The 15,466-nt window shown below is 53.7% G+C and carries 13 protein-coding genes and 1 pseudogene; 3 read left to right on the top strand and 11 right to left on the bottom strand.

The features are described from left to right. On the bottom strand, positions 1–2,630 hold a 2,630-nt coding region (locus TH468_RS20985; RefSeq protein ID WP_139834783.1), incomplete at its 3' end, for a DUF4347 domain-containing protein. 491 nt (positions 2,631–3,121) lie between these two features. Here TH468_RS20985 and TH468_RS20980 point away from each other — a divergent pair. Then, a complete protein-coding gene (locus TH468_RS20980; RefSeq protein ID WP_168177208.1) occupies positions 3,122–3,895 on the top strand; it encodes a phage tail protein in 774 nt (257 codons plus the stop codon). A 57-nt stretch (positions 3,896–3,952) separates the two neighbouring features. Continuing rightward, positions 3,953–4,741: a phage tail protein gene (locus tag TH468_RS20975; RefSeq protein ID WP_085646376.1), complete on the top strand. Its 789-nt coding sequence runs from the start codon at positions 3,953–3,955 to the stop codon at positions 4,739–4,741. A gap of 751 nt (positions 4,742–5,492) precedes the next feature. On the opposite strand, the gene TH468_RS20965 is transcribed toward TH468_RS20975, so the two are convergent. The 9 genes from TH468_RS20965 to TH468_RS20925 form a co-directional block, all read right to left on the bottom strand. Then, positions 5,493–5,999 (bottom strand): GAF domain-containing protein, encoded by a 507-nt coding sequence (locus tag TH468_RS20965; RefSeq protein ID WP_085646374.1) that lies wholly within the window; start codon positions 5,997–5,999, stop codon positions 5,493–5,495. Then, positions 5,992–7,302 (bottom strand): TRAP transporter large permease, encoded by a 1,311-nt coding sequence (locus tag TH468_RS20960; protein WP_085646373.1) that lies wholly within the window; start codon positions 7,300–7,302, stop codon positions 5,992–5,994. The genes TH468_RS20965 and TH468_RS20960 overlap by 8 nt, the downstream gene beginning before the upstream one ends. Before the next feature lie 50 nt (positions 7,303–7,352). After that, positions 7,353–7,865, bottom strand: coding sequence for a TRAP transporter small permease subunit (locus tag TH468_RS20955; protein ID WP_085646372.1), 513 nt, complete (start codon positions 7,863–7,865; stop codon positions 7,353–7,355). Between the two features lie 70 nt (positions 7,866–7,935). Then, the gene (locus TH468_RS20950) at positions 7,936–8,925 is read right to left on the bottom strand and encodes a TRAP transporter substrate-binding protein (protein ID WP_085646371.1); all 990 of its coding nucleotides are present in this window, start codon (positions 8,923–8,925) and stop codon (positions 7,936–7,938) included. A gap of 42 nt (positions 8,926–8,967) precedes the next feature. Then, the gene (locus tag TH468_RS20945; RefSeq protein WP_085646370.1) at positions 8,968–10,203 is read right to left on the bottom strand and encodes an amidohydrolase family protein; all 1,236 of its coding nucleotides are present in this window, start codon (positions 10,201–10,203) and stop codon (positions 8,968–8,970) included. Next, on the bottom strand, positions 10,200–10,853 hold the full coding sequence (locus TH468_RS20940; protein ID WP_051682365.1) for a TetR/AcrR family transcriptional regulator: 654 nt from the start codon (positions 10,851–10,853) through the stop codon (positions 10,200–10,202). Before TH468_RS20940 ends, TH468_RS20945 begins: the two co-directional genes overlap by 4 nt. A 143-nt stretch (positions 10,854–10,996) precedes the next feature. Further along, on the bottom strand, positions 10,997–12,307 hold the full coding sequence (locus tag TH468_RS20935; RefSeq protein ID WP_071240694.1) for a TRAP transporter large permease: 1,311 nt from the start codon (positions 12,305–12,307) through the stop codon (positions 10,997–10,999). A gap of 10 nt (positions 12,308–12,317) precedes the next feature. After that, positions 12,318–12,860, bottom strand: coding sequence for a TRAP transporter small permease (locus TH468_RS20930; protein ID WP_085646369.1), 543 nt, complete (start codon positions 12,858–12,860; stop codon positions 12,318–12,320). A gap of 143 nt (positions 12,861–13,003) precedes the next feature. Then, positions 13,004–14,140: a C4-dicarboxylate TRAP transporter substrate-binding protein gene (locus tag TH468_RS20925; RefSeq protein ID WP_085646368.1), complete on the bottom strand. Its 1,137-nt coding sequence runs from the start codon at positions 14,138–14,140 to the stop codon at positions 13,004–13,006. A gap of 208 nt (positions 14,141–14,348) precedes the next feature. Here TH468_RS20925 and TH468_RS20920 point away from each other — a divergent pair, with 208 nt between their 5' ends. Beyond that, positions 14,349–15,026 (top strand): TetR/AcrR family transcriptional regulator, encoded by a 678-nt coding sequence (locus TH468_RS20920; protein WP_168177207.1) that lies wholly within the window; start codon positions 14,349–14,351, stop codon positions 15,024–15,026. Between the two features lie 151 nt (positions 15,027–15,177). On the opposite strand, the pseudogene TH468_RS20915 reads toward TH468_RS20920, so the two are convergent. Continuing rightward, positions 15,178–15,466, bottom strand: a pseudogene (locus tag TH468_RS20915) (aldehyde dehydrogenase (NADP(+))); the annotation flags it as partial.

Below are 15,466 nucleotides of genomic sequence, written 5' to 3'. Positions count from 1 at the left end.
GACCCGGTTCCGTTGACAAGCGAGATCGCCGTACCGTCAAATGTAATGCTGTCGCTGGCTTCGGCATTGGTCACCGTAAAGGTCATGCCAGAAATCGTCTGGCCGCTTTCGACCGTGCTGATCGCGACACCAGAGAACAGATCAACCGCCGTCCCGCCTTCGGTAAAGGTCGGGCTGCCACCGGTGGCCGTCGCCGTCGGCGCATCATTGACCGCCGCAACCGAAACGGTTTTGGTGGCGGTATTGGAATCGTCCGTCCCGTCATTCACCGTGATCGAAATCGTTCGGTTGGACGTGGAAGGATCGTCGGATGAATTGCCAAAGGTGATGGACCGGATCGCCGCCTGATAATTGGCCGCCGATGCCGAACCGCTCAGGGTCAAAACGCCGGTGCTAGCATTGTAACTACCGGAAATCCCGTTCTGGTTGGTAAAGGCCAGAACATCCGACCCGTTCTGGAAATTGCCAGTAATAGCGATGGTGGCACCCGACATATTGGCGCTGTCCACATCCGACAGGGTAAAACTGCCATCAATGGCAACAGCCCCGGCACCCTCGGTAAAGGCGGTGGCCCCGCCCGATGCGGTTGCAACCGGCGCGTCATTCACCGCCGTTGCATCAAGCGTAATGGTGCCATCCGACGGGCCGGTATTTGCCGCATCACGAATACGGGTCGTGATCGTAACATCCTGATCCCAGTTCGCCGCGGGCGTAAACGCCACCGCCGCCAAGGCCGCATTAACATCCGTCACCGATCCGGTAACCGTCCAGACACCGGTACCCGCAGTATAGCTGGAAGTCGCGGATCCGAATGTCCCTGTTGTCAGTGTACCCGCTGCAATATTGCCGACGGTCAGGGTTGCGGTAACCGTCTCGCCGCTGTCAACGTCAGTCACAACGATATCACCAAGCGCAACACTGCCGCCATCTTCGGTAAAGGGCACTGTCTGCGTCAGATTGGTCGCCGTCGGCGCATCATTCACCGCAGTGATGTTGATCGTAACCGTATCGGCAGTACCGTTTGTCGTGCCGTCATTGGGGGTCACGGTCAGGGTTGCTGCGGTCGTATCGTTGCTGGCCGGTGTGTAGGTGATCTTGGTTGTGTCATTGAGATAGCTATTCAGGTTCGCCGCCGATCCCTGAAGGGTCATGGACCCGCTGCCTGAATTGTTAATCGTGATCCCCGTGCCGGCCGCACCGGCAATTGTCCCCCGGTCAACCGCAAGCGTCAGGGTGATGGTATCCCCATCACCATCCGACACATTGTATGCCGACAGGTCAATCGCGGTCGGGGTATCCTCGGTAACGGTAACATCTGCCGGTGTACCGCCCAGTTCCGGTGCGGTGTTGCTGACAATCGCCTTGACATCAACAACCTCAATATCATTGACACCTAATCCAGAGTTACTACCCCCATTGACGGAGGAAATCACAACACTTTTGATGTCATTCAGACTTGTTGTCGAAATCCCGCTGAACACAGAGAAATCGGTAATGGTTTGCGCGGAATCTTTAGTTGCAGCAAGAGTTCCTGTTGCTGTCGAATCATCAGCGTAAGTCACTGTGATTGTTATGGTATCATCTTGTTCTGTAAAGTACTTGAAACCAGTCAGATCAAAGCTGTAACCAGTAGCTATTGCCATGGTAAACTTTGTACCGTCACTGCCATTCCCCACCGAATCATCATTAAACGCTTGAGAATATCCGGCTCCGGGGCCTCCCAGATCATAGAAGCCATATTGAGAACTGAATGTCAGGGTTTGACCACCGACAGTTTTTATCAGGTTCGTAATACCCTCATCGCTAGAATCAAAGCTAACTGTCTCAAGAATGCCGGAATAGTCGGTAAAATCTCCGGCACCATCGACGTCGATGGTGCCGAAATGCGCTTCCAGATCCCAATCCCCGCCAAGCGACGCGGTCCCGGTCATATCGGTTGATGCCGCGACATCGGCACCGGTCAGGGTCGCAAGGGCGTTCACAAAGGCCGCCCCCTCACCACCGGCAACATCGCAGCCATAGAGCAACAGGTCACCGTCCTCGGCAAGCGCATTGCCCAACATCTGCAATTCGTCGGCGCGGCCGGTCAATTTATCCTGCGTCAGGGTTGCCGTCCCGACATGAAGCTGGCCTTCGGAACCGTGGCTGAGCAGATGAATCGCATCGTAACCGGAATTGCCCTCTGCCCACTGCGCCATCAGGGAAATACCGTCCCGCGCACCATCAAGCAGGATGATCGCCTTGCCGGGCGCAACCCCGTTGGCCAGAATTTGCCAGTCGGCGACACTGGTATCAATCAGAACCGCTTCCTTGCGACCATTGTTCTGCGACGGATCGGCGGACTGAATTTCATGGAAACCCGTTGAAGATGCCTGTGCCAGCGCTGCAGCCAGAGCAGCACTTTCCTGATCGCCCCCATCCGCAGAGGTTGTATCATCGGCACTTCCCGAAGTTGCATTTTCAGCTTCCGAGTCTGCCTGCGCCTGTTCTGCACTTTCTGCGGCCGTCGCGGCCCCGGCTGCGTCGAACATGTAACGGGGCTCAAGCGCCAGGGGCAGAACATCCGCAAAACCCTGAACGTGCAGAACGGACTGTGTTTTAATTCCCGCGCGGGTGGCACTTGTCGGCATCAGAGCCTCCGTAAAATTCAATATTTCTCAATGGTATATGTCGCGAAAAAACAGACATCCGACAACTACTCGAAAGAGTAGTTCTGTTGCGATTACTGTGATTACTGCAATTATTCAGCAAAATTTACGCAATTGTCAGAAAAAGTCAGATTTGAACCAGCGATACCATTGTAATCATCAGTGATACGCTCCGGTGCTTGAAGTCAAGGCCCTCCCAGTCCCGGCCAAGTCAAATTTTTTGAAACATATCGCAGCTTGAAATTCCACCCTGGCGTTAAAACAGGATTGCAATTTTTACGATAATTTATCCACTATGCAGTTGTGCGCCTTGCTTTGAAAAGTCGCAAGCAGGAGGACAACGGGTTTCAGGGCCACAACCCGATGCAATATCCGAAGTCCCGGATCACCTCAACACCGCCCCATCCAGAGGATGGCTGTTTTCTTTTTGTCCCAAATAAGGGGGTTTCATGCACTCAATCAGGAAATCATCATTGAAACTTTTGCCACTTGCCGCAATCGCCGGGCTGGCATTTGTTGCGACGACAACAACCGCGCCAAAACCGGCAGCAGCATGCACAGAAGAACCCTATATCGGGGCGGTGTGTACAGTTGGCTTCACATTTTGCCCACGCGGATATGTCGAAGCAAAAGGACAGATTCTACCAATTAACGATTATCAGGCACTGTATTCCCTATATGGCACGACATATGGCGGCGATGGAATAACGACCTTCGGCATACCCGATTTCCGGGGGCGCAGCCCGGTTGGCATTGGCCAAAACCCCTATACAGGCGTAACCGTCATGCCTGGACAAAAGCGCGGCACGGAGACCGTCACACTGACTGTTGACCAGATGCCAAGCCACACCCATGAAGCAATATTCGAGGCGACGACTGACCCCGTGACGGTTGTCATCCCCGGAAGTCCCGGCGATCTTGACATCACCACAACCTTTTCCGCCTCGACGGCGAATGGTGCCGATGCGACACCAAGCGCAGCCAACGACACCTTGTCCAAGGTCAACGGCGCGCCATCGCGACCCTATGGTCCGGGCGGCGGCACCAATGTACCTCTTGCCGGTGTGACAACTTCTGTTACCGGAACCCCAGCAATCCCGCAACGAACCACACAGATCAATACGGTTACCGGCGGAAAGGTCAGTGTTGGCAATGCAGGCGGCGGAGTGCCCCAGCCAAACATCCCCCCGCAGGCCGCGATCAAGTTTTGTGTTGCGACAGTCGGTTTCTATCCGCCCAGTCCGTAATGATCCCGGCACTGTATCGCGCCGTATTTTGCTGCCCGCAACACAAAGGAAAACACGATGATGATCTCAGCACGGCGATCTTTCATGGTCGCAATGGCCTTGGGAACGGCTGCCATCCTGATGAAGCCGGGGCCAGCCAAGGCCGAATGCAGCCCGAATGCGTATTTGGGCTCTATCTGCATGACCGGAATGGTCCGATTCTGTCCGGGCGGCTATGCCGATGCGAATGGAGGGCTGATGAGTATTAACGGGAACGAAGCGTTATTCTCGTTATTCTCCGACATCTATGGCGGCAATGGCCGAACCGATTTCGCCCTGCCGGATTTGCGCGCTTTCAGCCCGATTGGCGCGGGAACCGGCCCGGGCCTTGAGCCTGTTGTACAGGGTACTTTGCGTGGCAGCGAACGCCACGCCCTCTCGATCATGGAATTGCCCGTGCACAGCCATCAGGCGGACTTCACCCCGACCACGACCAAGGTGGACGTCTTTATCCCCGGACAACCGGGAAAGCTGTCGGTAAACACGCAGATTTCCGCCACCACATCCAGCGGCGCGGACGCGACACCCAGCGCGACAAACAACACTTTGTCCTCGGCAACCGGTGCGGCGCGTCTGTATGGTCCGGGCGGGGGGACAAATGTCGCGCTCGCGAATCTGGATACGACTGTTGCGGGCACGCCAACCATCCCGCCAACCATCACCGTCATTGAAACCGTCACGGGTGGCATCGTCTCGTTGGGAGACACACCGGAAAGACAGACAAAATACGTACCAAATATCCCGCCGCAAATGGCTATCCGCTATTGCGTGGCCATTGAAGGGCCTTACCCGCCTCGCCCGAATTAATACACATGGCCGGATATGGCGTTGCTTTCAAAAGAAGTATACCCAGGCAGGAAGTCTCCCCCTTCGGGCTCCGCCATCTCCGGCCACTTTACTGCCATGACAGCACTTCCCCGCCACGACTTAAGCCCGGACACATCTCGGTCATCTGCCATCCTCGCCAACGGACAACCATCGGCCTCGCCGCCCTCTCCCATCACCTCCGGCCACGGCGACATTTCCGGCAACCGATGAAGCCCGAACACATCTCGGGCCTCTGCCATCCTCGCCAACGGACAACCATCGGCCTCGCGGCCCGCTCCGATCACCTCCGGCCACGGCGGCATTTCCGGCAACCGACGAAGCCCGGACGCACCTCGGGCGCAAAGCCCCCACCTGTCTACCAACTACTGGTCTTGGCCCGCTGCTGCCATTGCTGCCACTCCCGGCAGTTTCACCTTATCCCTTCCCCAAAAGACGCACCTCTCCCGTCATGACAAATGATCGGGTTAGCCCTCTTAGTTCTCTTACGCCTCCGGCAGAATACCGCCGTAATGGCTCCGCCAGCCGCCACCCCATATCCTGCGGGGGCTCCCGCCGCCCTGTCCATTTCCATGTCTATGTCTTTGCCGCTGCATCCTGATATCCTCTTTCATCCGGCCCCAAACGCAAAAACCCGCGAGGCACAAGGCTTCGCGGGTTTCGGTCCGGGTGCTTTTCTCCCGTTGACTTGCTTCTTATGCCACAAATAAAAGAACAAATCAAGAACTTTTTTCTAAAGCCCATACATATGTAAAATCGGGTTTCTAAGCAGCAAAAGCGGCACGACAAGCAACGCCGAACAGGCAGCAAGGTCACCTAAATCGGATGCGCTATATTTGCCTTCTTCATGCAGGACACTGATCGCCCCGATTGACTTGCCCATCGCAACGACCGGGACACTGAGGCAGGCAGAACAGCCCAGACTTTTAATCAGTTCATGGTCTGGGAACGCCTCGTGCATGGCCGCTTCGTTTTTTCCGAACCATGGCATCTGATCACGCAGAACGGTTTGCCCCCATTGTGTCGGCCCCATCTTCTTTTTTGCCGATGTCGGATATTTTTCCGGATTATTTGACCAGACGCGACGGCACATATCGTCGCCATTATCCCAGGCAAAGAACGTCATCAGACGGGGTTTAAACCTGCAATCATAAATATCGGCTACTACGTCAAGCGATGCTTCGGGCTGGGCTTTCGCCGCATATGCCCCCGCCAGTCGAACAAGATCAATATCAGTCATAAAGAGTACTCGGCAACCAAAGGGCAATTTCAGGAAACCAGACAAGCAGGGCAATCGCGCCAAGCATCAGCAGGAAGAACGGGAACGCATATCTTGCCACCCGGCCCACAGACTGCCCTGTCAGGCTTTGCAGAATAAACAGATTGAAGCCAACGGGCGGTGTGATCTGGCCAAGCTCAACCGTCACAATCAGAAAAATGCCGAACCATACCGGATCAATCCCGGCCTGCATCGCCAGCGGCAATGTGATCGGCAAACTCATGACGATGATTGAAACACCATCAAGAAAAAGCCCAAGCACAAGATAGAACAGCGTCAGAACCACAATCAGCATCGAAGGGGACAACTGCCATTCACCGATAGTGCGCGCAATTTCACTTGGAATATGCAGATAGCCCATCGCGGTCGACAGAAAGGCTGCTGCAATCAGGATCGAACAGATCATTGCACTGCTGACCACGGCACCCAGCAGGGTCCGCACCAACATCGCAACCGAAAACTGGCGCAGGCAGATGGTAATCACAATCGCGCCAAACACGCCAACAGCTGCGGCTTCCGACGGGGTCGCAATCCCGGAATAGATTGCCCCCAGTACAATCACCATCAGGGTGATAATCGGCAGCAGATCGATAATCGCCCCAATCAATTCCAAAGGCTTGAACCGTGCCTCTGCCTCTGGGGCAATGCCAGGTTTCAGCACGGCACGAAAGGCAATATAGCCAGAAAAAAGCGCCGCAATCATGATGCCCGGCAGAACACCGGCAGCAAACAGGCGGCTGATCGAAACCTCGGCCAGGATGCCATATACGATCATCACGATTGACGGAGGGATCAGCAATCCGAAGCTGCCGGCCCCGGCAAGCGAGCCCAGCGATAAAGATTGATCATAGCCGCGACGCGAAAGTTCAGTTGTGGTGATTTTACCCACCGTGGCCGCCGTGGCAGCACTTGAGCCGCTAACTGCGGCAAACATGGTACAGCCCAGTACATTTGTATGAAGCAATCTTCCCGGCAACCAGTTCACAAATGGTGTCAGGCCCCGAAATATCCGATCAGAAATATCGGTCCGGAAAATGATCTCCCCCATCCAGATGAACATTGGAATGGCGGCCAATTCCCAGGTCGTGGAGTATCGATAGACGATATTGGCAGCAATGGTACCGATGCGCGATATATCCATACCGGCAAGAAGGGCAAGTGACAGACCACTCACCGCCAGAAGCCCGACAAATATCCAGACCCCGAGCCCAAGGAACAGGAAAATCAGCCCAAGAACCAATCCCGCAGCAAGAAGTGCATCCATGATAAAACCCGTTTTTTAATTACAGTTTCAGCGCGCGAAACGACATGATTTCAAAGCGTTTCGCCATCTGATGCACGATCGGGGATTGCGATGAACTGTCTGATCAGAAGCGCGATCAACTGAAGAAACAGCAAACAGAGCCCGGCAAGAATGACACCCTGAGGTATCCACATTGGCATTTCGGCAATGCTGCTGCTGACGGTACTTCGGGACCAGTCGCGCGCAACCCGGACCCACATGAAAGAAATCAGAAGCCAGGTCACACCAAGACCGACGACGCAGCTCAAAGCTTCAAGAAACTTGCGATGCCTGCCTGACACATGCCCAAGAAGCAATTCGACGCGAATGATGCTTCCCTCGCCCAACGCATAGGGCAACGCCAGAAAGGTTGCCGTTGCAACGCCATAGCCAACCATTTCATCCATGATAAAGGTCGAACTGTCGAAAACCGTTCGCAGAACAATCTCAAAAAGAATGAACAAGACCATTGCCACCAAGGTTATAGCGGCCAGGGCAGCTCCCAGCTTGGACAGGCTTTCGATGAATTTGACGAGAGATTTCATGATACTATTCGCGTTGAGCGTACCGGACACGGCATCGCCATGCCCGATACGGGTTCAAAGATATCGAGCCCTACTGTGCAAGCAGCTCGTGATAGGTGTCCAACAGTGTCTGCGCGTCGTCGCCCACGCGTTCTTTCCACTGCTCAACTTCCGGGGCAGCAGAAGATTTCAGCAGCGACAAAAGATCCGCCGAAACGTCGGTTGTAACGGTTACACCATTTTCGGCAAGCTTGGCGTAGTTGGCTTTAACCCGGGAATCCAGGGCCTCCCACCCGAATGTTTCCGCCTTTTTTGCAGCATCAAGAACAGCTTTCTGACCTTCTTCACCAAGATCATCAAAGGCATCGCGGTTCATGTGCGTGACCTGAAGCGGAAGCGCATAGTTTACTTCGGTAAAATCGGACAAATATTCCCAGAACTGCGACCCGGCACCGCCGTCAGCCGATGTCAGAACAGCATCGATGCCATTGGTCGTAAGCTGCGGAACGATATCGCCCCAGCTGAGCTGAACCGGTGACGCGCCAGCATTCTGGAGCGTCTTGGTACCAGGGGTATCATAGGTCCGAATTTTCAGACCTTTAAGTGCATCTGGTTTATCAATCGGCTTGTTGGCCCAAAAACCAGAAGCCGGCCAAGGTGCGGCATAGAGGAAAACCTGATTGTCCTCTTCGAGCGCCTTTTCATAGAAGGGCCGTGTTGCTTCATAAAGTTTGCGGGTATCTTCAATCGAGGTCGCAATGAATGGCAGCGACGAAACCAGGAAGATTGGGTTGATCCCTGACCATGCGCCCGAGAAGGATGAAGCAAGCTGTACCGCACCATCCCCGACAGCGTCATAGTGATCGACCGATTTATAGCCCAATGCACCACCATGATGGACGGTGACACTTATGTCGCCGTTGGTTTCTTCGCCAAGCGTTCTGGCAAAAAAATCTGCCGTCTGGGCGTGAATGGAGCTTACCGGATATTCGCTCGACATATCCAGGCTGGTTTCGGCATGAGCGCCGGTAACGCCGATCCCGAGTGCGACCGCAAGGACCGGAAGGGTAACGTTCTTCATTGCACTTTCCTTTTTTGAAATTCGGTGATCTTCGAACCGGACTTACAGGGAACCTGTATTTTTAAAAATGCGGCCACCCTTCATGATCAGCGGCATATGCACGCCCTGACGGGTCAGCAAGGACAGGTCGTCGAGCGGATTTCCGTCAACGACAATAATGTCGGCAAATGCGCCCGGCGCGATCACACCGATTTCACCCTCCTTGCGCAACACCTTTGCTGCATCAATGGTAGCAGATCGGATGACATCCTTTGCAGGCAGGTAACGACCGCGCAGCAGGAATTCCTCGGACTGGTGGTCATGCATCTCGCCCAGAAGGTCTGAACCATACCCCATGACGACACCCGCCTTATGCAGATGGGTCAGGCATTCAAGACCGGCACCACGAACGTCTTCGATTTTGGCAACCGATTCCTCTGGCAAGCCAAACCGGGCACCTTCACGCGCCAGCAAGTCATAAGTGATATTTGTCGGGATCACGACGGCCCCCGCTTCGCGGATCAGCTTGGCCGTTTCGGGCTTCATCAGATTGGCATGTTCAATGGATTCAATTCCGCACTCAAGCGCACGGCGAATGGCCTCGTCGGTATAGAGATGCCCCGAAACATAAAGCTGTGCATTCTTGGCTTCTTCAACCGCGGCCTTAAGCTCCTCGGTTGAGAAGGCCAAAATTGCAATCGGGTCGGTCGGAGATGACACACCACCATTTGCCATCACTTTAATGAAATCGGCCCCTCCCTTGATCTGTTCGCGCGCCGCACGGCGGACTTCATCAACGCCGTTTACAACCACGCCAAGCGAACCGATCTGATCTCTGTAGTAGTCGACAGACCGCAGGCTGTGGCGTCCGCGATAGTCGGTATGACCACCGGTCTGCGACAGGGCCTTGCCGCAAATCACGAGACGCGGCGCAGGCAAACCATCCTGCTCAACCGCTTCGACCAAACCGTAATCAGCCCCCCCCAGATCGCGCACGGTCGTAAAACCGCGCATCAACATGCGTTCCATGATCTTTGCCGAACGCAGCGCGACCAAAGAGTTCGGAAGGTCCGCGTTTTTGCCAAGATTTGTGGTGGTTGCGATGACATGCACATGGCAGTCGATCAAGCCTGGCATCACAGTCTTGCCACGCACATCCATAACTTCTGCATCCGGCGATGTGGCATCGGCCGATACTTCACAAATACGATCATTTTCAATCAGGATGTTGAGCGGCTCAGTCGGTTCGGCAATAGAGCCATCAACAATACGGGCATTTTTAATCAGTTTTAAAGTCATGATCTTTCTTCTCTGGTGGAGCAAGCGGAGATATCGATACCCAATCCGTTGGCAAACATCTGACGAAGCAGCTGGCGCCAAAAGGACAGGAGTTCATCGAAATATTCGGTATCTTTGCGGACAATGGTCTGTGCCACCATGCCGCGAAACAGGCACATTGTTGCGTTCAGGACGACTTCTGCCTGTCTTGGATCAGCATGGTATCGGCGCGAAATAATGGCCCAAATTTCGTTGAGAGAGCTGTGAAAGCCTTGAACAACCGGTATGAGGCGCGTTTTGAAAAGCGCGTTATGGCGCATTTCCGGTAGCCATTCCAAAGTTACATAAAACAGGCCATCCGCCATCAACCGCCACAGATAATCAATAATCTCATCAACAGAAATATCCTTGTCTGCGTTCTGTTCAACATATCGGCGCGTGGTTTCGATGGCTTCCTTGAGCTGATATTCGACCGCCGCAACAACAACGTCTTCCTTCGTGGCGTAGTGATGGGTCAAAGCGCCACGCGAGACATCGGCCTCTTTTGCAATTGCCGGGGTCGTCAATCGCGAATAGCCCTGCCACTGCAAAAGCCGGACCGTCGCCTCCATAATGCGTCGACGGGTTTCTGCACTTTTTTCAACTTGTGTGCGGGCTGTCCGACCGGTCATCTCGCCATCCTGTTTCAGTATTGATCCTCAGGCCGTTGATGATAACAGACACATATAAAAACAGTATAGACTGTTTGTTTTATATTATGTGCACATTCCTGATGGAAGCCGTCCCAATCTCTAAAATATTTCCATCTCCCAGTTCATCGATACGCCAAAGTCGGCAACCAGAGAGACAAAATCGGGAACAACATCAGGATCAAAAGGGTAAGGAAATCCATGGCGATAAACCATCCGACACCCCGGAATACCTCGGGCAACGTTACAAGGTTCCCCAAAGCACCTTTGATCATATAAACGTTCAAGCCAACTGGCGGAGTTACCAACCCGATCTCCAGAAGCTTGATCAGGATGATCCCAAACCAAATCGGGTCCAGTCCGGCACTGCTTACCAGCGGTAAAATCAACGGCAGGGTCAGCAGCAAAAGCCCAATAGAGTCAATCAGCATCCCAAGCACGACATAGATGACTGTCACGGCAAGGAATATCCACCACGGTTCAGAACTGACACTGAGGATCGAGTCCGAGAAAGCGGCCGGAAGTCCACTTAATGCAAGAAAGCGCGTAAAGAACACAGACCCGATAAGAATGACAAAAATGCCCGTCGCGGCAACGATGGTATCGCGCAGGGAATTCTTGATCGCGCGCCACGTCAATGTTCCGCGAACGGCCGCAATGACAGCCGCGACCGACGCCCCGATTGCCCCTGCCTCGGTCGGCGAAAATACGCCGGAAAATATTCCCCCAAGCACCGAGAAAATAAGAACAGGCAGCGGCCAAATCGTTTTCAGGGCAGCGCGTTTTTCTTCTTTCGTCGGGTTTATGACAACATTACCGGCAAGAGATGGCTTGAGCTTCACCCGCGCCATGATCATGCCCATGTAGACAAGGGCCGAAAGCACCCCCGGAATGAACCCGGCCATGAACAGCTGACCGACGGAAACCTTTGCATAAACGCCATAAAGGATCAAAAGGACACTTGGCGGAATAAGAGACCCCAGCGTTCCGGATGCTGCAATCGTACCGGTTGCAAGCCCCTTGTCATAATTGTTCCGCAGCATTTCCGGTACTGCGATGCGTGACATAGCAGATGCCGTCGCAACACTTGACCCCGCGGCCGCCGCAAAGAAGGCACATGCCCCGACACTTGCAATCGCAAGACCACCGGGCAACTTTGCCAGATACAGCCGCAGCGCTTCAAACAACCCTTTGGTCATGTTGGTTGAGGAGCAAATAAACCCCATAAGCAGAAACATCGGCGCCGCCGTCAGTTCCCACTGACCGACATATTCGAACGGCGTTGCAGAAATCATACCCAAGGCGACATTTACATTGAACATCGCCGCGATACCGCCGATCGAGACAAGACCAAGACTGATCCCGATTGGCACACGCAAAGCAATCATCGCGAGCGCAATAAGGGTCCCAATGATACCGATATCAAGATTACTCATTACTTCCCTCTTACAACGCGCGCCCGCGGGTTAAGGACTTCATCAGGTTGCACAGCACCGCCAAAACACATCCGACAAAACCGATTGGCAGCGCCCATCGGCTCGGCCAGACGTAAAAGAGAAAGTTGGACATGATGGTTTCCGAGGACTTGGTCGCGCGAATGGCATCAAGCGTGCTCTGCCAGGCAAGAAGTCCAAAAAATGCAAGCCCCGCCAAACAAGCCAGAACATAAAGAAAGACCTGCGCAGACCGTGGCATTTGCTGAACAAACAGGTCGACACGGATGTGCTGGTTTTGAAGCTCGACATATCCGAACGCAAGAAAGATCGCGCAGACCATGTAATAGTAGGAAACGACTTCGAGCGTTCCGGTTATGCCGTAATCCGAAATTGTCCGAAGCAAAACGTCGGCGGTCACATGAATCATCATGAGAACGACAAACAATGCAGACACCACAAGAAATGCGGTGTTAAGCCAAGATACAGCTCGGTACAGAAAGTTGGACTGAACTACGCCAGAACCTGAAATATCTTGATCAGGATTAAAGGACATGAATACCGCTCCGCTTCGTGCCGGAATTAAATTTCAGGCTTGGCCGACGCTCCGGGAGACAAGGGACACACTGTCGTAGTGCCAGGTGCAAAGAGCGTCGGCCAAAGGCAAATGCCGCATCCTGATGGATCCGGCAAATGGGCCTATTTTAGGCCGTAGGAAGTCGGATCGAGATCGCCATAGATTTCCTTGGCAGCGATCGCCGCGAGGGCATCGACATTACTGCGATCTGCATGTTCCAGCAGTCCCTCCCATTTTGCATAGGTGAACCGGAAATCGTCGATCAGATCCGCGCCGTTAGCGACACCATATTTTTGTTCGGCAATCGTATAAATTTCGCCCAATACTTTCTCGCGGAATTCTTCGACCGACGCCATCAGTTCGGGGGACGGCTGACTGACTTCATTGCCCTTCGCTTTAGCCTCTTCAAGTGCTGCTTCCGAGCGCGCAATGTAATTCACAGCCATGTTTGCCATGCTATAAGCAGTTGCATCCATAAGCTGCTTGCGTTGTGCTGAGGTCAGATCTGCCCAGAAACCGGCGTTAAAGCCCCATTCTGGACCAGTCCAATACATCCCGGTCGGCAGTTCGGTGGTATAAGGTGCAACTTCCCACAGAGAGCGATCAATCAGGTCATTGGCGGCATTACTTGCGCAATCAAGTGTACCCCGCTCAAGGCCGGTATACATTTCACTTGATGGAACGTTCACGGGAATACCCCCAACTTCCTCGACCCATTTTGAGACACTCGATCCGGCAGTGCGGATACGTTTGCCTTTTATGTCTTCAAGGGTGCGAACCGGCTTGCTGCAAAAAAGGATATAAGGGGGTGTTGCATAGGCACCAAGATAAACAATGCCATTATCAGCCCATTCCTTAAGCTGAACTGCGTTGTGCATGCTGAAATCTGCAGCGGCAAAGATCGCAGTCAACGGATCAGAATAGTTAAAACCAAGTTCCTGAATGGCATTTGCCACAGGCAGCTCTGAAGGCGTGTAGACCGCCGCGATGTTCGCGACATTGGCAATATTATCGCGCGCGCCCTGAAGGCTTGCGCGCGGCGCCAAAAGAACAGATCCGGTATAAACTTCAGGTGACAGATCGCCGCCCGAAATCTCGCGAACCTTTTCCGCCCATTCGACATAGCCGAATTTGCTGAGTGGATGTTCTGCATCATAAAACGAGTTGGCAATGAAGCTGGTTTCCGCATGTGCGGTGAAAGCGCCACCTGCTGCAAAAACAGCGGCAATTGCCGGAAGAATCAATTTTTTACCAAGCATCTAGGTCTCCATGTTCAGGTCGTGACGGCCACTCTGGTCTGACGTGTCTTGCTGCCGATTGCCGGATTAGGTCCGTTCGGCTTTGTTCTTGATAAAAACATACAGACTAGTCTGCTTGTAAATGTCAATATTTATAAATGGACTTGTGGGATCAAACCCGGTTGAAATAAGTTATGACGCAACAACGAAAGCAGGAGCGTTACGCCTTATGGCATTGAAAAATCAGGCATCAGAGCTCTCTGACGCGACAGAAAAAAAAAGTTCGCCCCGAAAACGTCGCACGCAGGCAGAACGATCAAGTGATACGCGAAAACGCGTATGCCAAGCGACCCTCCAGGCTCTCATCGAGATCGGGTACGAGCGAATCTCGACTCAGGAAATTGCCACTCGGGCAAAGGTATCTCGCGGGGCGTTAACCCATCAGTTCCCCACCCGCAACGAGCTGATTGTTGCGGCCTTTGATTATCTGATGCGTTCCTGGGAAAACGACTGGCCTTTTGATGACGCCCAAAACCGCCCGAGCATGAAAACCGACGAACTTATCGACGTTCTGTGGGAAAAGCTGTTCGAACCCGACAAATACATGGCGGCACTCGAACTGATGCTGGCAGCCCGACTTGACGATGATTTAGGCCGCGACCTGCGCAATACCATGGCGCGATGGACAACCAAGCGCGACAATATCATTGCTGAAATACTCGGCGTTTCTCAGGATTGCGAACGCACGCGCACCTTCATCCAGATCAATCTCTGCATGCTACGTGGGCTTGCGGTCCATAAGAGCTTCGACGATGAGCCGGATGTTGCCAAAAGAATGCTAAATCAATGGAAGGAAATCCTGCGTCATCTCGCAGAATCCGGAAAATTCCCAAATGATGCTTCCTGATACCCTCCCCCCCCTGATGCCAAGTCACGACACTGACAATCCCAAGAAAAATCAAGTGTAAGACCAAGCGCGGAAAAAAGGTCATCCGAACCGTGAAAGCTGATTTCTGCGAAAACAAAAACCATTTCACGGCCCGGGATGAAAGCTCAGATCAGGCGATATCCGCCGGCAGGACATCGCTGGGGATGTTCTGATAGCAGACCGGACGCAGGAAACGACGGATCGACAGGGTGCCAACCGACGTTGCCCCGAAATTCGTCGATGCCGGATATGGTCCGCCATGCACCATGGTGTCGCAAACCTCAACCCCTGTCGGGAAACCGTTGGCCAGAATACGCCCCGCCTTGCGCTCCAGGATCGGCAGCAACGAACGCGCATCCGCCGCATCCCCTCCATCCATATGGATCGTGCAGGTCAGCTGACCTTCAAGCGCCCTGGCA

The sequence above is a fragment of the Thalassospira sp. MCCC 1A03138 genome (assembly GCF_002115785.1).
Taxonomy (GTDB): Bacteria; Pseudomonadota; Alphaproteobacteria; order Rhodospirillales; family Thalassospiraceae; genus Thalassospira.
This window is presented reverse-complemented; position numbering and strand designations above follow the sequence as displayed.